Raw genomic sequence first — 20543 nt, 5'->3', positions numbered from 1 at the left:
TCTCCGACTCAGGTCACTAGTGCTGTGACCGGACCTGGCCTCGACCCCGCCACCCCCGGGCACCGGGGTCGAGGCCGCCGGCGGTTCGGTCAGCCCGTCCAGTCCGCCCCGCGCCCCCGCACCTCGTCGAACACCAGCCAGGTCCGTGTCGAACGCACCCCGGGAACGCCCTGGATGCTCTCCAGCACGACCGAGCGCAACGCCTCGTTGTCCGGCGCGCGCACCAGCACCAGGACGTCGAAGTCCCCCGACACCAGGGAGACGTGCTCCACGTACGGGATCTCACGCAGCTCGCGCGAGATGTCCCGCCAGGCGGCCTGCTCGGTGCTCAAGGTGATGTAGGCGCTCGTGCCGAGGCCGGCCCGCTTGGGGTTCAGCTGAGCGGTGAAGCCGGTGATCACCCCCTCGGCCAGCAGCCTGCCGACGCGCGTGTAGGCGTTGGCGCGCGAGATGTGCACCTGCTCGGCCAGCGCACGGACCGACTGGCGGGCGTCCTTCAGCAGCCGGGCCAGGATCTGGCGGTCGGTGTCGTCGAGCGGGACGGCAGTTCGTCCGGGCACGGGCCCCGCCGGCGAGTCCATCTCGGACACATTGCTCTCCAGAACGTCGAGATTCGGCACTTCATCTGCGGTTCACGCGAAGTCTTGAACACATATTCCCTCGTCGTCACCATTCTCCTGTCAAGCGTCCAGAGAAAGTGAGCGCCCTCCATGTCCGTGAAGAGCCTCCGACAGACGGTCCAGGGGCTTCTGCCGTCCCTCACACCGGTGCGGTTCGTGGCCGAGGACGGCACCCCCGTGGCCAAGCCCCCGGTCGGCTACAGCGAGCCTTCTGAGGAGGCCCTGCGCGAGGCCTACCGGCGCATGGTCCTGGGGCGCCGCTTCGACACCCAGGCCACCGCGCTCACCAAGCAGGGCCGGCTCGCCGTCTACCCGTCCAGCCGGGGCCAGGAGGCCTGCCAGATCGGCGCCGTGCTCGCCCTGCGCCCGGACGACTGGCTGTTCCCGACCTACCGGGACTCCGTCGCCCTGGTCACCCGAGGCATCGACCCGGTCGAGGTGCTCACCCTGCTGCGCGGCGACTGGCACTGCGGATACGACCCGGCCGCCACCCGCGTCGCCCCCCAGTGCACCCCGCTGGCCACCCAGGTGCTCCACGCCACCGGCATGGCGGAGGCGCAGCGCCGCAAGGGCGAGGACGGCGTGGCCATGGCCCTGATCGGCGACGGCGCCACCAGTGAGGGCGACTTCCACGAGGCGCTGAACTTCGCGGCCGTCCTCCGTGCGCCGGTCGTCTTCTTCGTCCAGAACAACAAGTACGCGATCTCCGTCCCGCTGGCCCGGCAGACCGCGGCGCCCGCCCTCGCCTACAAGGGCATCGGCTACGGGGTGCGCTCCGAGCAGGTCGACGGCAACGACCTCGTCGCCGTGCTCGCGGTGCTCACCGACGCCGTCGCGCACGCCCGCGCCGGGCACGGCCCCGTCCTGGTCGAGGCGCACACCTACCGCATGGACGCGCACACCAACGCCGACGACGCGACCCGCTACCGCGACGCCGAGGAGGTCGAGCGCTGGGGCGCCGCGGACCCCCTCAGCCGGCTGGAGACACACCTGCGGGCCCGCGGCGTGCTCACCGACGCGGACACGGCGGCGGCACGGGAGGAGGCGGAGGCCCTGGCCGCGGACCTGCGCACCCGCATGAACGCCGACACCACCGCCGACCCGATGGAACTCTTCGACCACGTCTACGCCGACCCCACCCCGCAACTGCTGGAGCAACGCGCCCAGTTGGCGGCCGAGCTCGCCGAGACCGCCCTGACCCAGGAGGACTGACCCATGGCCGAGACCACCAAGGTCACCATGGCGCAGGCGCTCAACACCGCGCTGCGCGACGCCCTGCGCGAGGACGACCGCGTGCTCGTCTTCGGCGAGGACGTCGGGCCGCTCGGCGGCGTCTTCCGCATCACCGACGGACTGACCCGCGACTTCGGCGAGGAGAGGTGCTTCGACACCCCGCTCGCCGAGGCCGGCATCGTCGGGCTCGCCGTCGGCATGGCCATGGGCGGCTTCCGGCCCGTGGTGGAGATGCAGTTCGACGCCTTCGCCTACCCGGCGTTCGAGCAGATCGCCTCCCACGTCGCCAAGCTGCGCAACCGGACCCGGGGACGGCTCACCCTGCCCATGGTGATCCGTGTCCCGTACGCGGGTGGCATCGGCGGAGTCGAGCACCACTGCGACTCCAGCGAGGCCTACTACGCGCACACGCCCGGCCTGAAGGTCGTCACCCCGGCGACGGCCGAGGACGCGTACTGGCTGCTGAGGGACTCGATCGCCGACCCGGACCCGGTGGTCTTCCTGGAGCCGAAGAAGCTGTACTGGTCGCGCGAGGACACCGACCTGGGGCGCAGGGGCGCACTGCCGTTCGGGCGGGCCGCCGTACGGCGGGAGGGCCGTGACGCCACGGTCGTCGCGTACGGGCCCTCGGTTCCGGTGGCCCTGGCAGCGGCCGAGGCCGCGGCGGCCGAGGGCATCGAACTGGAGGTCGTCGACCTGCGCACGATCGTCCCCTTCGACGACGAGACGGTGACGGCTTCCGTACGGCGGACCGGGCGCTGCCTGGTCGTGCAGGAGGCGCAGGGATTCGCGGGGGTCGGGGCGGAGATCGCCGCGCGCGTGCAGGAACGCTGCTTCCACTCGCTGGCCGCCCCGGTCCTGCGGGTGGCCGGCTTCGACATCCCCTACCCGCCGCCGAAACTGGAGCACGCCCATCTGCCCGGTGTCGACCGGGTCCTCGACGCCGTCGACCGCCTCCAGTTCGGCGACGAGCCGGACACCCGGCATCTGCTGAAGGGAGCGGTCGCATGACCACGGCAACGCGTCTGGAGCAGCTGTTCCGGCTGCCCGACCTCGGTGAAGGGCTCACCGATGCGGAGATCGTCGAGTGGAAGGTCGCCGTCGGCGACACCGTGACCGTCGACCAGATCGTCGTCGAGGTCGAGACCGCCAAGGCCGCTGTCGAGGTGCCTGTCCCGTACGCGGGCACGGTGCTCCGGCTGCACGCCGAGGCGGGCACGGCGCTGGCGGTGGGGGAACCGCTGATCACCGTGGGGGCGGGCGTCCCCGAGGACGCGGGTGGCGCACCGGACCCGGTGGTGCCGGCCGACACGGCGGCGGAGCGTTACCGGGAGGAGGAACAGGCCGGATCCGGCAATGTACTGATCGGCTACGGCACGGGCCACGGCCCGACGACCTCGCGCCGCCGCCGTCGGCGCGCCGCCGCGGCAGCGGGCCCGTCCGCGAGCACCGCGCCTGCCGGAGCCGCCGGGAGCGCCGGTGCCGCGCAGCGAACCGGAGCGGTCGACGGTGCCGTAGCGGCGGGCAGCGCCGCATCCGTGTCGCACGCCGCGGCCGACATCTCGCCCGCCACCGCCACCGCGTCGCACGCCCCCCGGGTGATCTCCCCCCTCGTGCGGAGGATGGCCCGGGACCACGGCGTCGACCTCACCGGCGTGTCACCGTCCGGCCCGGCGGGAGTCGTCCTCAGAAAGGACGTCGAGCAGGCCATCGCCCGGGCCGGGCGGACCGCGAGCCCGAGCCCGGCCCACAAGGCCGCGGCCCCCGCCCCCGCACCGCTGCAGCAGACCACCACGTCGGCCGGCCCCGAGCGCATCCCCCTGCGCGGAGTCCGCCGCGCCGTCGCCGACAAGCTCTCCCGCAGCCGGACCGAGATCCCCGACGCCACCACCTGGGTCGACGTGGACGCTACCGGGCTGCTCGAGGCCAAGAAGGCGCTGGAGACCGCCGGAACCGGCACCCGCATCGGTCTGCTGGCGCTCCTCGCCCGCATCTGCGTCGCCGGACTGCGCCGCTTCCCCGACCTGAATTCCACGGTCGACACAGAACGCCGGGAGATCCTCCGCCACGGCGAGGTGCACCTTGGCTTCGCCGCCCAGACCGAACGCGGGCTGGTCGTCCCGGTCGTCCGCGACGCCCACCTCATGACGACCGTCCAACTGGCCGCCGAACTCGCCCGGTTGACCGAACTCGCGCGCGGCGGGAACCTTCCGCCGCACGCGCTGACCGGAGGCACGTTCACCCTGAACAACTATGGGGTGTTCGGCGTCGACGGATCCACACCGATCATCAACCACCCGGAGGCCGCCCTCCTCGGCGTGGGCCGCCTCGTCGACAAACCCTGGGTCGTCGACGGCCAGTTGACGGTCCGCAAGGTCACCCAGCTCTCCTTCAGCTTCGACCACAGGGTCTGCGACGGAGGAGTGGCCGGTGGCTTCCTCCGCTTCGTGGCCGACTGCGTCGAGCGCCCGGCGATCCTGTTCGCGGACGTCTGATCCGCCAATCTCACCCGTCGGACCTCGCTCAGCCCCTCGATCTTCAGTTCAGCCCGTCGCCTGTCATTCCCCGGCCCCCAGGCCTTGCGTGCATCCGCCCTGGGGGAGACCGCACCCACCGACCTACCGAATGTTCGGCCAGGAGTTCCCTATGCCCACCGACTTCTACGCCCGCCACGCGGACCTGCTCCAGCAGGCCGTGGAGCACGCCGCGGACCGCGGCTACTGGACGCCGTATCCGGAGACGCCCAGTACCTCCGCCTACGGAGCCGAGGCGCCCCAGCAGGGTGAGGCCGCCTTCCGTGCCCTCCTCGGCAACCCCTTCCCCCTCGAAGGGCACCCCACCGCCGGCACCGTCCCCGCCACCGAGTTCTCGCCCTTCGGCTTCCCACTCGACGTCAGCTACCCCTACCTCGCCCCCGGCACAGCCGTCTCCACGGCCAAGGCCGCCGCCGCACCGTGGCGCGCCGCGAGCCCCGACACCCGGGCCGGAGTGGCGGCCGAGATCCTGGCCCGGCTGAACGCGGCGAGCTTCGACATCGCGCACGCCGTCCAGCACACCACCGGCCAGCCGTTCGTGATGGCCTTCCAGGCCGGCGGCCCGCACGCCCAGGACCGCGGGCTCGAAGCGGTGGCGTACGCCTGGTACGAGCAGAAGCGCCACCCGGCCACCGCCCGCTGGAGCAAGCCGCAGCGCAAGGGCGGCCCGCTCGTCATGGACAAGACGTACACCCCGGTCGGACGCGGCGTCGCCGTGCTGATCGCCTGTAACACCTTCCCCACGTGGAACGGCTACCCCGGCTTGTTCGCGAGCCTGGTCACCGGCAACCCGGTGATCGTCAAGCCGCATCGGCGGGCCGTGCTGCCGCTGGCCATCACGGTGCGCATCGCCCGTGAGGTCCTGGCGGAAGCCGGATTCGACCCGGACGTGGTGCTGCTCGCCGCCCAGCGCCCCGGCGAGCGCACCGCCACCGCCCTGGCCACACACCCCGATGTGCGCATCGTGGACTTCACCGGGTCCAGCGAGTTCGGCGACTGGCTGGAGACCAACGCCCGCCAGGCCGCCGTGCACACGGAGAAGGCCGGACTGAACACCGTCCTCGTCGACTCCACCGACGACTACGCGGGACTGCTGCGCAACCTGGCCTTCTCGCTCGCCCTCTACAGCGGGCAGATGTGCACCACACCGCAGAACATCCTGGTCCCGCGCGAGGGCTTCACCACCGACCAGGGGCGGCGCACGGCCGACGAGTTCGCCACCGACCTGGGTGCGGCGCTGGACAAGCTGCTCGGCGACCCCGTGCGTGCTGCCGGCACCCTGGGCGCGATCGTGAACGAGGGCGTCCTGAACCGGCTGGAGGAGGCGGCGACGGTCCTCGGCGGCCGTGTCGCGCACCCCTCCCGGGAGTTGGCGCACCCCGAGCACCCCGACGCGGTCGTCCGCACCCCGCTGGTGGCCCGGCTCGACGCCGGGACCGACGAGAAGACCTACACCAGCGAGTGGTTCGGACCGGTCTCGTTCGTCATCGGCACCGACTCCACCACGCACGGCCTGCGGCTCCTGCACGAAACCGTCCGCCAGTACGGTGCACTGACCGCCTCCGTGTACACCACCGACGACGACGTGCTGGAGGCGGCCCGCGAGACCGCTCTGGACGCGGGCGTGCACCTGTCGGAGAACCTGACCGGCGCCGTCTTCGTCAACCAGTCGGCCGCCTTCAGCGACTTCCACGGCACGGCGGCCAACCCCGCCGCCAACGCGGCCCTCACCGACCCGGCCTTCGTCACCGGCCGCTTCTCCGTGGTCCAGTCCCGCCGTCACGCCCCCGAGGAGGAGAACAGCAGCATCTGATGCCCGCCCCTCCAGCCGGAGGGATTCGCGCCGCCCGCGCCGGACCTGCCCGGCGCGGCTGTCGCCGATTCAGCAGTCCGAGTCGGCGGTGACGACGTGGCCCGGCGACGTCTCCGAGGTCTCCGAGGCCAACGCGCCGACGAGCTGGGCGAATTCGGTGCGTTGCCGGTCGGTCAGGGTGGCGTAGAGCGGCGCCTGCAGTTCGTCGGTGACGTTCTCCGCGCGCCTCCATCGGGGCACCAGGGCTGCGGCGACCGGCTGCGGCTCCGGCCAGCCGTAGTGACCCGCCTGCTCGACGCCCAGGTTGATGATCATCGCTTCTCGGGCACTCAGTCCGCTCAGGCGCACCGCCGCCAGATGGCAGGCGCCACGGTGTTCCCGCAGGACGTGTAGGCGCTGCATGGCCGCTCCGACCGGGTCGTCGGCGGGGCAGGGCTGCGCGCGCCAGCCGGCGAACAGGGGCAGCGCGTCGGCGTCGGCCGCATCGATCAGCTGCTGCGCCAAGCGGTTGAAGTGCTCGACGTCGACGTCGCAGGGGATGTGGGCGCGCCCCCACGTCCGGACGGCCGAGGCCTAGCATGCGGCGGCTTCCCTCGCCGGCATCACGGGCCGGCCTGCCAACCAGCCCGGGGCCACCAGGTGAGGGCCGAGGAAGCCCTGTACCGCTTGGACCACCGGGACCGATGCCTCGCCGAGCACCCCGAACCGGCCGCGGCAGTAGAAGCCGCGGCCCGGGGGAAACCCGGCACGCAGACCCAGGGCGGCGGTCGTCTCGTCGGATATGAACTCGTCACCGAAGTCGTGGAGGGGCCGGGCAACAGCGGCGATGCAGTCGAAGATCTCCATACGCCGAAGATCGCCCCTCAGGACTCAATAGGCCGGCTTCACGCCCACGGCACGTTACGTCACCGCCCACATCGCCGCCCAGCTCACCCTCGCCCGGGCCGGCCTTGCCACCGCGCTCGTTCCCCGGACCGCCATCGACCCGGCCGCACCGGGAATCCGCACGGCGCGCATCGAGGATCGCCCTGTCCAGCGCCTGCTGTTCGCCGCGACGCGTCACACCGAGACCGCGAACCCGACGACCACGGCAGTCGTCGCAGCTCTGCGCACAGCCACGCGGCAGGACCGCACCCAGGGCCTTCGGCCGGCCTAGGACACGTCCTCGAGGGGGCGCAGGAAGCGGCGCTCGTACCGCTTGATGCAGCGGGTCCTACGGGCCAGTTCGAATGCTTCCTGGCACTCCGGGTCGGAGCTGCTGTCCGTGCGGTACTGCTCGTACGCGGCCAGGCTGGGAAAGGAGAACAAGGCGTAGGCGATGTCGCTGTCGCCCTCGCTCGGCAGGAAGTATCCATGGTGCGTCCCGCCGAAACGGTCGACGAGGCGGACCCAGCGGCGACCGTATTCCTCGAAGTCCTCCAGCTTGTCGGGGTCGATCTCATACTTCAGATGAACAGTGATCATGCCTGCGATCATGCCGGGTGGCGGTCTGCACTCGAAGGCGGCCCGTACTTTGCGTCGGGTGGCGGTGCGCTGGAGGAGACGGGGCCGGCATACCTGCCGGCCAGCGCCCTGCCAAGCCGTGCGCACGGTCAGGCGGTACCGGACGGCAGCTGTCCGCGGATCGCGAATCCTGTGGCCGTCGCCTCGGCCAGGTACATGCGCTGCCGCAGCCGGCCGTCGGCTCCCACCGAGACCCTGCCGCGCGGTCCGGCCAGAGTGAGTCCGTGCAGGGCACGCGAGACCTCATCGCCCCGCGGCGACCCCGCTTTCCGTGCCGCCCGGGCGAACAGCCGCAGGCCCTCGTACGCCGACTCCGTCAGCGCCGACGGTGAGGGCGCCCAGGGACCGAAAGCGGCCCGGTAGCGTCGCAGGAAGTCGGCGTTCTCCGTTGTGTCCAGGGCGGAGAAGTAGGGCAGGCAGGACCAGACCCCGCTGCCCGCGGCTCCCAGATGTTCTCGGGTGCTCTCCTCCAGCAGGGGTGCGAGCGTACGGAGACGACGGCGCAGTCCCGCGGCGTGGAACCGTCGCTCGAAGTCGATCGAGCTCCACCCCACGAGGCTGGAGAGCACCAGGTCGGCGCCGGACGCCTCGATGTCCTCCAGCACGTCGTCGAAGGACGACTCGCCGAGCCGGACGAGGCGCTCGCCGACGACCTGCCCGCCGTGGTGCTCCGCGATGCGGCGGCCCTGCGTGGAGACGGCCCGGGGCCAGGAGTAGTCGTTGCCGATCAGGTACCAGGAGCGACCCCCGCTCTCGCGCATCAGCGCAGGAACCGCCTGTGCCAGTTGGTCCGCCACCGACTCGCCGAGCCGGAACAGGGTTCCGTCCTGCACGCGGCTGCCCTCGTTCGCGGCCGTGTAGAGGTACAACAGGCCCGACGCCCGCGCGTAGCTGCTCACCGTGTCGAAGGTCGCCGAGCTGTGTACACCCACCACGGCCCCCAGGCCGCGCCGCCGGTCGAGTTCCCGCAGCCGGGCCAGCCCCGTGGCGGCGTGGGTGCGATCGTCGATCACCTCGATCCGCACCGGCCGGCCGCCGATCCCGCCCTCGGCATTGATCTCCTCGGCCGCCAGCGCCGCGCAGTTGGCGGCGGCCCGGCCGAACAGGCCGGCGCTCCCCGACAGACTGGTCAGCAGGGCGACACACGTCGCGTCGGCCGGGCCCTCGCCGTCCGGCACCGCGGGGCCCGGGCCGCCCGTCATCCAGCCGAGAGCCTCCTGATCGAGTTCGGTGACCGTACGCACCCGTGTGCCCCCGGGCTCACGGGCGAAGGTGATGGTGATCCGCCCCGTCCACGGCGTCTCGTGCCGCAGCACGATCCGCCGGTACGGCCGCATCTCGACGATGCGTGCCGTGCCCCGCACGGTCGTCTCGCCCCCTGGGCCCGCGAACGGCAGGGGTATGTCGATGTCGGCCGCCGCGCCGGGCTCCGCGTGCTCGAACCGCGCGGAGAACAACCAGCCCGGGCCGCCCGATCGTCCGAACATGTCGAACGCCTCGTGCGGGGGCACACCGAGGTGCGTCTCGTTGACGAGGACGATCTCGTGCATGGGCTCTCCTCAGCAGGCCGTGGCAGGGCCCGGCTGACGGGCACACCGGGAGGCGTGCCCGTCAGCCGTCATCCGCTCTTTGCTTCACGCAGCCCGCTCTCCGGTCGGTCCGCTGCCGTCTCCTGGTCCGTGGGCAGCGACTGCTCGTAGATCTGGCGCAGGAACGCGATCGCCGCGTCCGCGCGGTTGGGGCCCAGGCGGTACCGCCGGTGTTTGCCGTCTCGGATCTCGGAGACCAGTTGCGCGTCCCGCAGGATCCGCAGGTGAGCCGAGACGGCGGTCCTGCCGATCGCCGGGAAAGCGGCCGCGATGTCTCCGGCCGTGGGTTCGTGTTCCGATGCCAGCAGGGCCAGAACGGCCCGGCGGGTCGCGTCGTTGAGGGCACGGAATACCAGGTCGCTCTCGTGGTCGTGGTCGATCACTTCCTGGGACCTCTCATCCTTTCGGAAGGCGGCGACGCCGTGATTCGGCGACAACGTGCCAATATATGTCTACCCGTTGACTTTACTGTTCCCGTGGCCGCCGGGCCAGGCCCGGGCGCACCGGTCCGCTACATCCGGCGCCATCTCCAGGTGCTGCACAACGAGGAGCGCCGCGACGCCTGGGCGCCGATCCCGTACCGCTCCGGTGAACCGGGGCACGTCGGCGGGCTCCTCCGCCGGCTCGTCGAAGGTGCACACCGCGCCCGGAGCCGCGACTGTCCGGGCGATCGCCGGCGCTGTCTGCTCCGGAGCCGAAGAGGGTTCCCGCACGTTCGCCCCCAGGCGTGGTCGCTGCCGAGCGGACGCCACTTCCTGCGGCCTGTGGCGCTCTGCGCCCGGCGGATCGTCTGCTTCAGCCTCAGTGCGTCCGCCGCAGTCCGAGCGCTGCATTTTCGGGAGGTGAGGGGGCTTGATGGGCGAACCCTTTTCCTCCAACATGTCATCACGTGAGCGAACGATGACATGTGTCGGGTGATCGTCCGTGAGAGCTGTCGATGAGGATCCGCGCGAAGGAGCAGGCCATGAGCGAACCCACCACGAAGGAATCCGGCACGCACACCGGCCGGGCGGCACCTACGGGCGCGCGGAGCCGATACGAGTCCGTGCAGATGTCCCTGGAGCGTGCCGAGGAGGCGGCGTATCTGGGCGGCTTCATCACCCTCGACCGTGACGCCGCTGCCAAGACCCCCGACGGACCGGGCCCGCTGTCCGGCATGACCGTCGCGATCAAGGACAACATCCACGTCGCCGGGCTGCCCAACACCGCAGGCACCCCCGCCCTGCGGGACTTCGTGCCAGTGAGCGACGCGCCCGCGGTGCGGCGGCTGCGCGACGCCGGTGCCGTCGTCCTCGGCAAGGCCAACATGCACGAGCTGGCGTTCGGCATCACCAGCAACAACCAGGCGTTCGGCCCGGTCCGCAATCCGAGCGACCCCAGCCGTTTCGCCGGTGGCAGCAGCGGCGGGGTCGCCGCACTCGTCGCGGCCGGAGCGGTGCGGGCCGGCCTGGGCACCGACACGGGCGGCTCCGTACGTGTTCCCGCGGCCGTCACCGGCACATGCGCGCTGCGGCCCACGGTCGGGCGCTACCCCGGGGAGGGCGTGACGCCCCTGTCGAGCACCAGGGACACCATCGGGCCCATGGCGCGCCGGGTCGCGGACCTGGCCCTGCTGGACGGCGTCCTCAGCGGCGACGACACCCCGGTCGCCGCCCGCCCACCGCGGTCGATCCGCCTGGGCGTGCCGACCGGTCACTTCACCGAGCCGCTGGAGGACGAGGTCGCCGTTCGGTGGGAGGCGACCCTGCGCAGCCTGGCGGCGGCCGGCGTGGACCTGGTCCCGGTCGACGTCACCTCGTTCACCGAAGGCGAGTTCGAGACCGGCATGGCCATCGTGCTGTACGAGACCCGGGTGGAGCTCTCCGCCTACCTGGCGAAGTACCGGCCGCAGACGGACCTCGCCACGCTCGCCGCCCTCATCGCGGGCCCCGACGTGCGCGGCGTCTTCGAGGGCTGCATCCTCGACGGGGCCCCAGGGCTGGTCTCCGAGGACGTCTACCGCGAGTGCCTGGCCCAGCGCCGGCGCCTGCGCGCGGCCTACGCGGACACGTTCGCCGCCCACGGGCTGGACGGCCTGGCCTTCCCCACCACCCCGGCTACCGCCCTCGACCTGGCCACCTGTGACCAGGGCATGGTCCTGTGCGGGGAGACCTCCGACACCTTCGCCACCTTCATCCGCAACACCGGCCCGGCCAGCGTCATCGGAGCCCCCGGCCTGAGCATCCCCATGGGCGTGGCGACCAACGGCCTGCCGACGGGCCTCGAGATCGACGCCCCGGTCGGAGCCGACCGCGAACTGCTCGCCCTCGGGCTGACGCTGGAAGGGATCTGCGGTTGACGGACCCGGCCGAGCAGTGCCGGTCCTGCTGATGTGCTGGGCGCTGGTCCGCGCCCTGCGCGGACGGCGCGGAGTGTGGTCCGCACTGGTGGCCGCTGCGGCAGACCTACCCGCCCTGGTCGCTGCGGCCTCCGCACTTCTCCCCGGCCCGATTCGCCCCGCCTTCCGCGACGGCTGGACGCCGCACCAGCCGCCGCGCCCACGCTCAACCCGCCCCGTCGAACCACGTTGCCCTCCAGGTGACTCCCGCAGGCTTCCCTCGCATCGGCAATGGCCCCGCCGCTGTCGCGGGCGGGAGTGACAGGCGTACCCAGGTGAGTCCGGCGCACAATGGATATCGACACCGGTGTCGCGCGGAAGGGCGTACGGGTGGATGAGCACAGGGCCACGTCGCCGATGACCCGAGGTGCCGCCATAGCCGAGGTGGACGCCAAGGGGCTGGTCACCGCATGGAGCGACGCGGCCCGCGGCCTCCTCGGCTTCCCGACCCGGGACGTACTGGGCCGCCCTGCGGCAGAGCTGCTGGCCGAACCCCTGCCGCCTGATGCCCTGCACAGCCTTGCCGAGTCGGAGGGGTGGACCGGCACGGTCACGGTCCGGCACCAGGACGGCCACCACGTCGAGGTGCGGCTCGGGGCGTACCCGCTGCCGAACTCTGCCGACGCGGTCCGCTGGTTCCTGACGGCCACCGAGCTGGAGCCGACTGCGCGGCTGCAGAAGTGGGCTTTGGAGCAGTTCCCCGTACCGGTGGCTCTCTTCGACCAGGACGGGATCGTCGTGTCGGCCAACTCCGCGATGGAGAGGGTGACAGGCAGCCCTTCCCGGCAACTGCGTGGCCGGCGGGTGGGCGAGTCCGTCGACAGCCTCCGGTGCCTTCCCGGATGCGAGGGTCTCGGCGACGCGTGGCAGCGAGTCCTGCGCACAGGGGAGACCGTGCTGTACGAGGCTTGGCTGCGACCCCACGGCGAGCCCCGCGAACACGCCTGGCTGGTGTCCCTGAGCCCGTTGAAGGACGGTGCCGACCGCGTACGAGGCATGTGTCTGGCAGCCATGGACAGTACGGACCAGCTCCGCGCCCGACGCAGACTGAGCGTCCTGAACGAGTCCAGCGTCCGCATCGGCTCCACTCTCGACGTGACCCGCACGGCCGAAGAACTGACCGAGGTGTGCACGGAGCACTTCGCCGACTTCGCCCTCGTGGACCTGCTGGATTCCGCGCTGGCCGGGGACGAGAGGGCGCCCCCGCCCGCTACCGCGCCCGTCTTCCGTCGCACCGCCTGCTGCTCCGTGCTGGAGGGCTGCCCCGAGGTGACGATTCCGGTCGGCGCCCTCCACGGCTACCGCGAGGGCTCGCCGCAAGGGCGCGTGCTGACCGACGGCCGCGGCATGTTCCACGCGGTCGACGACGCCGGCCGACGCTGGTGGGCCGCCGACTCCCCTGACAGCGTCCGCAGCATCGACGCCCACGGCATCCACGCCCTGTTGGTCGTGCCCCTGCGCGCCCGCGGCGTCACTCTCGGCCTGGCCATCCTCGGCCGCCATCGAACACCTGAGCCTTTCGATGACGACGATCTGCTGCTCGCCAAGGAACTCGCGGCGCGCGCGGCGGTCTGCGTCGACAACGCCCGCCGCTACACACAGGAACGCGAAACGGCACTTGCCCTTCAGCGCAGCCTGCTCCCGCAGAACACTCCCCGGCAGGCGGCTGTCGAGGTCGCGTCCCGCTACTGGCCCACAAGCTCGCGCGCCGGCCTCGGCGGCGACTGGTTCGACGTCATCCCCCTGTCCGGAGCCCGGGTCGCTCTCGTCGTCGGCGACGTCGTCGGCCACGGGGTGCAGGCGTCCGCCACGATGGGCCGTCTCCGCACCGCCGTACGCACTCTCGCCGACGTCGATCTGGCTCCCGACGAGCTCCTCACACACCTTGACGACCTCGTCCTGCGTCTGGACTCCGAACGGGCACCGGACGCTGCCGGGGAACCACAGAGCCCGGGCGAGGTCGGGGCCACCTGTCTCTACGTCGTCTACGACCCCGTCTCACGCCGCTGTACCGCAGCGCGCGCCGGTCACCCCGTCCCGGCCATGGTCACCCCACACGGGGAGGTCTCCTTCCTCGATCTGCCGAGCGGACCACCCCTCGGGCTGGGCGGTCTGCCGTTCGAAACGGCAGAGGTCGACCTCCCCGAGGGCAGCGTCCTCGCCCTCTACACCGACGGACTGGTCCACGCCCCCGACCGCGACCTCGACGACGGACTGGCCCTGCTCCGCCGGGCCCTCGGCGGGCCCCGCCGTCCGCTGGAGGAGATGTGTGACGGAATCCTGCACAACCTGCCCGACCAACCCACCGACGACGTCGCCCTCCTCGTGGTCCGCACCCGCGCGCTGGAAGCGGGCCGGGTCGCCACCTGGGAGGTGGCAGCGGAGCCCTCGTCCGTCGCCCGGGCCCGTGCGCTGGCATGCGGGCAATTGGCCACCTGGCATCTGGAGGACCTCGAATTCGTCACCGAACTCGTCGTCAGTGAACTCGTCACCAACGCCATCCGGTACGGCGGATCCCCCATCCAGCTCCGCCTGATTCGTGACACCGCGCTCATCTGCGAGGTCTCGGACTCCAGCAGCACCGCCCCTCACATGCGCCGAGCCCGGGTCTTCGACGAGGGAGGCCGCGGTCTGCTGCTCGTCGCCCAGCTCACCCAGCGCTGGGGCAGCCGCCCCACCCGCACCGGCAAGACGATCTGGGCGGAACAGGCTCTCCCCACCAGGCCCACGGGCCGTGGTCCGTGAGATGCCCGTCCCGGGCGCGACATGCGCGACGGGCGGCCCGCGCAGAAGACGCCTCCCCTCCCGCGCCCCGACGCGCAAGATCAGCCGTTACGCCCGCCGGAGATCCTTGACACGACGAAGCTTGCCGAGGGACCGCTCCAGGGTCTCGGGGTCGACGATCGCCACCTCGACGGTGACGCCCACGCCGTCCTTGATGCCCTGGCCGATCGACCTGGCGGCGGCCTCGCGCTGTTCGGGGCCGGTGCCGGGTCGGGCCTCGACCCGCACGACCATGTGGTCCATGCGGCCGCGCTCGGTGAGCTGGATCTGGAAATGGGGGGCGACCGAGGGCGTGCGCAGCACGATCTCCTCGATCTGGCTGGGGAAGACGTTGACTCCGCGCAGGATGATCATGTCGTCGCAGCGGCCGGTGACCTTCTGCATCCGGCGGAAGGCGGGCCGGGCCGTGCCGGGCAGCAGCCGGGTCAGGTCGCGGGTGCGGTAGCGGATGATCGGCAGGGCCTCCTTGGTGAGCGAGGTGAAGACCACCTCGCCCTCCTCGCCCTGCGCGAGCACGGTGTCCGTGACCGGGTCGACCACCTCGGGGTAGAAGTGGTCCTCCCACACGTGCAGGCCGTCCTTGGTCTCCACGCACTCCTGCGCGACGCCGGGGCCGATCACCTCGGACAGGCCGTAGATGTCGACGGCGTGGATGTCCATCCGCTCCTCGATCTCCCGGCGCATCTCCTCCGTCCACGGCTCGGCCCCGAAGATGCCCACCTTCAGGGAGCTGCTTCGTGGGTCGATGCCCTGTTTCTCGAACTCGTCGAGCAGGGTGAGCATGTAGGACGGGGTGACCATGATGATCTCGGGCTCGAAGTCCTGGATGATCTGCACCTGGCGTGCGGTCATGCCGCCGGAGGCCGGGATCACCGTACAGCCGGCTCGCTCGGCCCCGTAGTGTGCGCCGAGGCCGCCGGTGAAGAGGCCGTAGCCGTAGGAGATGTGCACCTTGTGGCCGGGGCGACCGCCGGCGGCGCGGATCGAGCGGGCGACCATGTCCGCCCACATGGACAGGTCGTTGTCGGTGTAGCCGACGACCGTGGGGCGGCCGGTGGTGCCGCTGGAGGCGTGGATGCGCCGTACGTCCGCCATCGGCACGGCGAACATGCCGAAGGGGTAGGTGTCGCGCAGGTCGGCCTTGGTGGTGAAGGGGAACCGGGCGAGGTCCTCCAGCGACCGGCAGTCGTCGGGCCGCACACCGGCCTCGTCGAACTTCTTCCGGTACAGCTCCACGTTGTCGTAGGCGTGCCGCAGCGTCCATCGCAGACGGTCGAGCTGGAGTTCTCTCAGCTGCTCCCGCGTCAGGCGCTCGGCGTCGTCCAGCAGGCCGTGGGGGAGCGGTTCCCCCAGGCGGGATCCGGGGGCTGCCATGGCCGTCGTCTCGCTGCTCATCGCGACTCCTTCGTGGTGGTGCCCGGCGTCCTGTGCGCCGTCGTGTCCCTGGTCGAGCCCGGTGTCGTACCGGTGATGCTGCGGCTGCGTCCGCGGAACTCCGCGATCACCTCGTCGCCTCGGCGGACGCTCACGTCGTAGATGCCGCTGCGGCCGAACCGGGTGCGCTCCTCGGCGATCGCCACGAGCACGTCCCCCTCGTACGCCGGGGCGACGAAGGTGATGTCGGCGCCCGCCGCGACGGTCACCGGACCGTGGCTGTTGCAGGCGCAGGCGACGGCGGTGTCGGCGAGCAGGAACACATATCCGCCGTGGGTGATCGGGTGTCCGTTCACCATCGCCGGGGTCACCGTCATACGGAGCGTGGCGGTCCCCGGGCCGTGTTCGAGCAGTTCGATGCCCAGCCCTCGGGACGCCTCGTCCTCGGCGAGCATCGCCTGCGCTGGACTCGGTTGAGTGGTCTGTATCACGATTTCTGCCACCTTGTCTCCCGACCGAACATTCGGTTAGCGTGCGGCTCGGCTTAGTAATCCAGCCGCACCGCTGCATGTCAAGAGGTGGAATGCATGCCCCAACCCCTCCCTGATCGACCGGACTTCTTCACCTGCCACCGCGCTCTGCCGGAACAGGCGGTCGCCGCCACCGTCGCCCGGGGCCATAGGACGCCGTATCCCGCGTCGCCCAGCAAGTCGGCGTACGGCGAGGACGCCGCCAAGGCCGGAAAGGTCGCGTTCCGGGAGAGCCTGGGTGGTCACGTCGAGCTCCCCCGTACGGTGCGCGCGTCGGCACCGGTCGAGCATCCGGAGTACCCGGAGGCGGTCCGCCGTACGCCGCTGGTGGCGCGGCTGGATGCGACTGCCGACCGCGAGACGGGGGTCTTCGTCAACCAGTCCGCCGCCTTCGGCGACTTCCACGGCAGTGCCGCCGGTCCGGCGGCCGGCGCCACCCTGTCCGACCCCGCCTTCGTCACCGGCGACGCCGCAGTCGCGCCGGCCCGTTCCCTTCGAGGAGTCCGCCCATGTCTGACGATGTCTTCCTGATCGACGGGGCGCGCACCCCGCAGGGCCGCTACGGCGGCGTACTGGCCTCCGTGCGTCCCGACGACCTGGCCGCCCTGGTGGTGGGTGAGGCCGTCCGCCGCGCGGGTGTCCCGTCCGAGGCCGTGGACGAGGTGGTCCTGGGGGCCGCCAACCAGGCGGGTGAGGACAACCGCGACGTGGCGCGCATGGCCGTGCTGCTGGCGGGGCTGCCGCACACCGTCCCCGGCTACACGGTCAACCGGCTCTGCGCCTCAGGGCTGACGGCGGTCGCGAGCGCCGCCCAGGCGATCCGCTCCGGGGAGGCGGACCTGGTGGTCGCGGGCGGGGTGGAGTCCATGACCCGCGCCCCCTGGGTGATGGCCAAGCCCGGCACCCCCTGGGCCAAGCCGGGGGAGGTGCACGACACCTCACTGGGCTGGCGCTTCACCAACCCGCGCTTCGCCGCCGCCGACCGGGCCGTGCCCGCCGGGGCCGGTCCCGAGACGGTCAAGGTGACCCTCGCGATGGGGGAGACGGCCGAGGAGGTCGCGGCCCTGGACGGCATCACCCGCGCCGAGTCCGACGCGTTCGCGTTGCGCAGTCACCAGCGTGCCGTGGCGGCACAGGAAGCGGGGCGCTTCGACCGCGAGATCGTGCCGGTCCCGGTGAAGGGCGGCGAGGTCACCCGCGACGAGGGGCCGCGCCCCGGCACGACGCTGGAGAAGCTCGGCACTCTGCGGACCATCTTCCGCGAGGACGGCATCGTCACCGCCGGTTCCTCCTCACCGCTGTCGGACGGCGCCGCCGCGCTGGTGGTCGCGAGCGCCGAAGCGGTACGGCGGTACGGGCTCACCCCGCGGGCACGGGTCGTCACCTCCGCCTCGGCCGGTGTGCAGCCCCAGGTCATGGGCCTCGGCCCGGTGCCCGCCACACAGAAGGCCCTGGCCCGCGCCGGATGGCAGGCCGGGGACGTGGACGCGGTCGAGTTGAACGAGGCGTTCGCCGCGCAGGCGCTGGCCGTCATACGCCGTCTCAAGCTCGACGAGGAGAGGGTCAACGCCGACGGCGGCGCCATCGCGCTCGGCCATCCCCTCGGCTGCTCCGGTGCCCGCATCCTGCTGACGCTGCTGGGCAGGCTGGAGCGCGAGGACGCCCGCCGGGGCCTGGCGACGCTGTGCGTGGGGGTCGGCCAGGGCGTCGCCATGCTCGTGGAGCGCGTATGAGCACCGCAACCGCCTACGAGACGCTGCTCGTCGAGGAACGCGAGGACCGGGTCGTCGTCGCCCTGCACCGGCCCGAGGCCCGCAACGCCATCAGCGGCCGCATGATCGCCGAACTGCACGAGGTGTGCGATCTGCTGGAAGCCGATCCGAAGTTGCTGCTGCTCACCGGGCACGGCGGGGTCTTCGCGGGCGGCGCCGACATCGCCGAGCTGCTGCGGCGCGGCCGCGACGAAGCCCTCCAGGGCATCAACAGCCGCCTGTTCGAGCGGGTGCGCAGACTCCCCATGCCCACGCTCGCCGCCGTCGACGGCTGGGCGCTGGGCGGGGGCGCCGAACTGTCGTACGCCTGCGACCTGCGTATCGCGGGACCGGACGCCGTCTTCGGCAACCCCGAGCCCGGGCTCGGCATCCTCGCCGCGGCCGGGGCCTGCTGGCGGCTGCCCGAGCTGGTCGGCGAGTCGATCGCCAAGCAGGTGCTGCTCGCCGGGCGGAACCTCGACGCGGCCGCAGCACTGGCGGCCGGGCTGGTCATCGACGTCGTACCGGCGGAGAAGCTGCTGGACGAGGCGCACGCCCTGCTCGACCGCATGGCACGCTCCTCCGCCACCGCCCTGCGGCTGACGAAGCTCGTCGTCGACTCACCCGGTGCCCACCCGGTCGCCGACGACCTGGCCCAGGCCGTGCTGTTTGAGGGACAGGACAAGAAGGACCGCATGACACGTTTCCTGGAGAAGAGGAGTCGGGCATGACCTCAGCCCCCACAGTCGTCGGGGTGATCGGCGGCGGCCGCATGGGCGCCGGTATCGCCCAGTCCTTCGCGACGGCCGGTTCGGCCGTGACCGTCGTGGAGAGCGGCGCGCAGGCCGCGGCCGCGGCACTGGACCGCGTCGCCGCCGGGCTGAAGAGAGCAGCCGAACGCGGCGCACTCGCCGAGCCCGCGGAGGAGGTGCTGGCCCGGGTGACGACGGTTCCGTCCGTCGACGCCCTGCCCCCGGACGCCGACCTGGTCGTCGAGGCCGTCCCCGAGGACGCCGCGCTCAAGGCCCGGCTCCTCGCGGCCGCCGAGCAGGCGGTGAGCCCCGCCACGGTACTGGCCAGCAACACCAGTTCCCTGTCGGTCACCGATCTCGCCGCCGCCCTCACCCGGCCCGACCGCTTCCTGGGCATGCACTTCTTCAATCCCGTGCCCGCCTCCGAACTGGTCGAGATCGTCGTCGCACCCGATACCGGGGCGGACACCGTCGAGGCGGCCCTCGGCTGGACCCGCTGCCTCGACAAGAAGGACGTCGTCGTCAAGGACTCGCCCGGCTTCGCCAGCAGCCGCCTCGGCCTGGCCCTGGGCCTGGAGGCGATCCGCATGGTCGAGGAGGGCGTCGCGGAACCGGACGCGATCGACGACGCCATGCGGCTCGGCTACAAGCACCCCATGGGACCGTTGCGCCTGACCGACCTGGTCGGACTCGACGTGCGCCTCGCCATCGCCGAGCACCTGCACGCCACACTCGGCGAACGCTTCGCCCCGCCCCGGCTGCTGCGGGAGAAGGTCGCCCGCGGCGAGCTCGGCCGCAAGACCGGAAAGGGGTTCTACACGTGGGAATGAGCGCTACGAACCGGCCTCCGGCCGACGAGACGCGGCACGGCGTCGGCTACACCCTGGACGGCGGCGTCGCCGTCATCGAACTCCGAAGGCCCTCCGCGGGAAACGCCCTTGACGTGCCGTTGCGCGCCGGACTGATCGCCGCCGTACGCCGGGTGCACGAAGACGGCGACCTCGTCCGGGCGGTGCTCCTCACCGCCGAGGGCCGGCACTTCTGCGTCGGCCAGGACCTCAAGGAGCACGCGCGAGCCCTGGAGAGCTCACCCGCCTCCGCCTTCGCCATCGTCCGGGACGAGTACAACCCGCTCGTCGAGGAACTGTGCGCGCTGCCGCAGCCCGTGGTCGCCGCCGTCGAGGGAGCCTGTGTCGGCGCGGGGCTGGGCCTCGCGCTCTGTGCCGACGTGCGGGTCGCGGGAGCCGGTGCCCGCTTCTCGACCGCGTTCACCGGGATCGGCCTGGCTGCCGACAGCGGTCTGAGCGGTGCTCTGGCACAGGCCGTCGGACCGTCGCGGGCCGCCGCCCTGATGCTGCTCGGCGACCGCTTCCACGCCGAGCAGGCGCAGCAGTGGGGCCTCGTCCACAGCGTCGTGCCGGACGGTGGCGCCGCAGCGGAGGGCCTGACCCTGGCCAAGCGCCTCGCCGCCGGTCCCACGGCCGCGTACGCCGAGGTCAAGTCCCTGCTGCGAGCCGACCGAGGGTCCCTGCGCGAGGTACTGGAGCGCGAGGCGGCGGCTCAGGAGCGGCTGGGCGCCACCGAGGACCACCAGGCTGCTGTGCGGGCCTTCCTCGAAGGCCGACAGCCGTCCTTCAGCGGACGCTGACCCGACTGCGGCACTTGCCGAAACACAAAGAACTC

The 20543-nt window shown here is 72.0% G+C and carries 18 protein-coding genes and 2 pseudogenes; 12 read left to right on the top strand and 8 right to left on the bottom strand.

From position 1 onward, the window contains the following. Positions 1-89 precede the first annotated feature (89 nt). The gene (locus tag AOK23_RS00345) at positions 90-581 is read right to left on the bottom strand and encodes an Lrp/AsnC family transcriptional regulator (RefSeq protein WP_055515596.1); all 492 of its coding nucleotides are present in this window, start codon (positions 579-581) and stop codon (positions 90-92) included. A 129-nt stretch (positions 582-710) separates the two neighbouring features. Between AOK23_RS00345 and pdhA the strand changes: the two genes are divergently transcribed. From pdhA to paaN, 4 genes are all read left to right on the top strand, one after another. Next, a complete protein-coding gene (gene pdhA / locus AOK23_RS00340) occupies positions 711-1832 on the top strand; it encodes a pyruvate dehydrogenase (acetyl-transferring) E1 component subunit alpha (RefSeq protein WP_055710736.1) in 1122 nt (373 codons plus the stop codon). Between the two features lie 3 nt (positions 1833-1835). Beyond that, a complete protein-coding gene (locus AOK23_RS00335) occupies positions 1836-2864 on the top strand; it encodes an alpha-ketoacid dehydrogenase subunit beta (protein ID WP_055710735.1) in 1029 nt (342 codons plus the stop codon). Continuing rightward, entirely contained in the window at positions 2861-4348 is a 1488-nt protein-coding gene (locus AOK23_RS00330; protein WP_055710734.1) for a dihydrolipoamide acetyltransferase family protein, read from the top strand. Before AOK23_RS00335 ends, AOK23_RS00330 begins: the two co-directional genes overlap by 4 nt. Positions 4349-4499: 151 nt before the next feature. Further along, positions 4500-6200, top strand: a complete 1701-nt coding sequence (gene paaN / locus AOK23_RS00325; RefSeq protein WP_107102693.1) for a phenylacetic acid degradation protein PaaN — start codon at positions 4500-4502, stop codon at positions 6198-6200. Positions 6201-6269: 69 nt separating this feature from the next. Here paaN and AOK23_RS00320 read toward each other — a convergent pair. Next, positions 6270-6758: pseudogene (locus tag AOK23_RS00320) on the bottom strand (helix-turn-helix domain-containing protein); the annotation flags it as partial. A 15-nt stretch (positions 6759-6773) separates the two neighbouring features. Next, positions 6774-7046 (bottom strand): hypothetical protein, encoded by a 273-nt coding sequence (locus AOK23_RS00315; protein ID WP_055710731.1) that lies wholly within the window; start codon positions 7044-7046, stop codon positions 6774-6776. Between the two features lie 43 nt (positions 7047-7089). On the opposite strand from AOK23_RS00315, the pseudogene AOK23_RS51790 reads away from it, so the two are divergent. Continuing rightward, positions 7090-7356, top strand: a pseudogene (locus tag AOK23_RS51790) (LysR substrate-binding domain-containing protein); the annotation flags it as partial. On the opposite strand, the gene AOK23_RS00310 reads toward AOK23_RS51790, so the two are convergent. The 3 genes from AOK23_RS00310 to AOK23_RS00300 all read right to left on the bottom strand — a co-directional run bounded on the left by AOK23_RS00310 (position 7353) and on the right by AOK23_RS00300 (position 9675). Next, positions 7353-7664, bottom strand: coding sequence for an NIPSNAP family protein (locus tag AOK23_RS00310; protein WP_055710730.1), 312 nt, complete (start codon positions 7662-7664; stop codon positions 7353-7355). The pseudogene AOK23_RS51790 and the gene AOK23_RS00310 sit on opposite strands and share 4 nt — an antisense overlap. A 128-nt stretch (positions 7665-7792) precedes the next feature. Continuing rightward, complete coding sequence (locus tag AOK23_RS00305; protein WP_055710729.1) at positions 7793-9253, bottom strand: ABC transporter substrate-binding protein; 1461 nt, start codon at positions 9251-9253, stop codon at positions 7793-7795. Between the two features lie 68 nt (positions 9254-9321). Next, entirely contained in the window at positions 9322-9675 is a 354-nt protein-coding gene (locus AOK23_RS00300; protein ID WP_055710728.1) for an ArsR/SmtB family transcription factor, read from the bottom strand. A gap of 581 nt (positions 9676-10256) precedes the next feature. Between AOK23_RS00300 and AOK23_RS00295 the strand changes: the two genes are divergently transcribed. Together AOK23_RS00295 and AOK23_RS00290 are read left to right on the top strand one after the other, a co-directional pair. Beyond that, entirely contained in the window at positions 10257-11630 is a 1374-nt protein-coding gene (locus AOK23_RS00295; protein WP_206336088.1) for an amidase family protein, read from the top strand. A 330-nt stretch (positions 11631-11960) separates the two neighbouring features. Further along, positions 11961-14414 (top strand): SpoIIE family protein phosphatase, encoded by a 2454-nt coding sequence (locus AOK23_RS00290; RefSeq protein WP_079049188.1) that lies wholly within the window; start codon positions 11961-11963, stop codon positions 14412-14414. 87 nt (positions 14415-14501) lie between these two features. Here AOK23_RS00290 and paaK read toward each other — a convergent pair whose 3' ends face one another. Then, a complete protein-coding gene (gene paaK / locus AOK23_RS00285; RefSeq protein ID WP_055710727.1) occupies positions 14502-15848 on the bottom strand; it encodes a phenylacetate--CoA ligase PaaK in 1347 nt (448 codons plus the stop codon). Next, positions 15845-16282 (bottom strand): hydroxyphenylacetyl-CoA thioesterase PaaI, encoded by a 438-nt coding sequence (paaI, locus tag AOK23_RS00280; protein WP_055710726.1) that lies wholly within the window; start codon positions 16280-16282, stop codon positions 15845-15847. The genes paaK and paaI overlap by 4 nt, the downstream gene beginning before the upstream one ends. A gap of 132 nt (positions 16283-16414) precedes the next feature. On the opposite strand from paaI, the gene AOK23_RS51785 reads away from it, so the two are divergent. Genes AOK23_RS51785 through AOK23_RS00255 form a run of 5 tightly spaced genes read left to right on the top strand, consistent with a single transcriptional unit; the run spans position 16415 to position 20508 of the window. Next, positions 16415-16888, top strand: coding sequence for a hypothetical protein (locus tag AOK23_RS51785; protein WP_055710725.1), 474 nt, complete (start codon positions 16415-16417; stop codon positions 16886-16888). Beyond that, a complete protein-coding gene (locus AOK23_RS00270) occupies positions 16867-18090 on the top strand; it encodes a thiolase family protein (RefSeq protein WP_055710724.1) in 1224 nt (407 codons plus the stop codon). Before AOK23_RS51785 ends, AOK23_RS00270 begins: the two co-directional genes overlap by 22 nt. Continuing rightward, positions 18087-18839, top strand: a complete 753-nt coding sequence (locus AOK23_RS00265; RefSeq protein ID WP_055710723.1) for an enoyl-CoA hydratase/isomerase family protein — start codon at positions 18087-18089, stop codon at positions 18837-18839. Before AOK23_RS00270 ends, AOK23_RS00265 begins: the two co-directional genes overlap by 4 nt. Then, a complete protein-coding gene (locus AOK23_RS00260) occupies positions 18836-19690 on the top strand; it encodes a 3-hydroxyacyl-CoA dehydrogenase family protein (protein WP_055710722.1) in 855 nt (284 codons plus the stop codon). Before AOK23_RS00265 ends, AOK23_RS00260 begins: the two co-directional genes overlap by 4 nt. Then, positions 19687-20508 (top strand): enoyl-CoA hydratase/isomerase family protein, encoded by an 822-nt coding sequence (locus AOK23_RS00255; RefSeq protein WP_055710721.1) that lies wholly within the window; start codon positions 19687-19689, stop codon positions 20506-20508. Before AOK23_RS00260 ends, AOK23_RS00255 begins: the two co-directional genes overlap by 4 nt. Positions 20509-20543: the final 35 nt, after the last annotated feature.

Origin of the sequence: Streptomyces torulosus (assembly GCF_001419765.1) — a bacterium.
Taxonomy (GTDB): Bacteria; Actinomycetota; Actinomycetes; order Streptomycetales; family Streptomycetaceae; genus Streptomyces; species Streptomyces torulosus.
Note: the sequence above shows the minus strand (reverse complement) of the source record. Positions and strands in the feature narration are given on the sequence as shown.

Coding starts and splice junctions, on each gene's coding strand:
- AOK23_RS00345 (WP_055515596.1), bottom strand. CDS start 581: ATGGACTCGCCGGCGGGGCCCGTGCCCGGACGAACTGCCGTCCCGCTC.
- pdhA (WP_055710736.1), top strand. CDS start 711: ATGTCCGTGAAGAGCCTCCGACAGACGGTCCAGGGGCTTCTGCCGTCC.
- AOK23_RS00335 (WP_055710735.1), top strand. CDS start 1,836: ATGGCCGAGACCACCAAGGTCACCATGGCGCAGGCGCTCAACACCGCG.
- AOK23_RS00330 (WP_055710734.1), top strand. CDS start 2,861: ATGACCACGGCAACGCGTCTGGAGCAGCTGTTCCGGCTGCCCGACCTC.
- paaN (WP_107102693.1), top strand. CDS start 4,500: ATGCCCACCGACTTCTACGCCCGCCACGCGGACCTGCTCCAGCAGGCC.
- AOK23_RS00315 (WP_055710731.1), bottom strand. CDS start 7,046: ATGGAGATCTTCGACTGCATCGCCGCTGTTGCCCGGCCCCTCCACGAC.
- AOK23_RS00310 (WP_055710730.1), bottom strand. CDS start 7,664: ATGATCACTGTTCATCTGAAGTATGAGATCGACCCCGACAAGCTGGAG.
- AOK23_RS00305 (WP_055710729.1), bottom strand. CDS start 9,253: ATGCACGAGATCGTCCTCGTCAACGAGACGCACCTCGGTGTGCCCCCG.
- AOK23_RS00295 (WP_206336088.1), top strand. CDS start 10,257: ATGAGCGAACCCACCACGAAGGAATCCGGCACGCACACCGGCCGGGCG.
- AOK23_RS00290 (WP_079049188.1), top strand. CDS start 11,961: ATGGATATCGACACCGGTGTCGCGCGGAAGGGCGTACGGGTGGATGAG.
- paaK (WP_055710727.1), bottom strand. CDS start 15,848: ATGAGCAGCGAGACGACGGCCATGGCAGCCCCCGGATCCCGCCTGGGG.
- paaI (WP_055710726.1), bottom strand. CDS start 16,282: ATGCTCGCCGAGGACGAGGCGTCCCGAGGGCTGGGCATCGAACTGCTC.
- AOK23_RS51785 (WP_055710725.1), top strand. CDS start 16,415: ATGCCCCAACCCCTCCCTGATCGACCGGACTTCTTCACCTGCCACCGC.
- AOK23_RS00270 (WP_055710724.1), top strand. CDS start 16,867: ATGTCTGACGATGTCTTCCTGATCGACGGGGCGCGCACCCCGCAGGGC.
- AOK23_RS00265 (WP_055710723.1), top strand. CDS start 18,087: ATGAGCACCGCAACCGCCTACGAGACGCTGCTCGTCGAGGAACGCGAG.
- AOK23_RS00260 (WP_055710722.1), top strand. CDS start 18,836: ATGACCTCAGCCCCCACAGTCGTCGGGGTGATCGGCGGCGGCCGCATG.
- AOK23_RS00255 (WP_055710721.1), top strand. CDS start 19,687: ATGAGCGCTACGAACCGGCCTCCGGCCGACGAGACGCGGCACGGCGTC.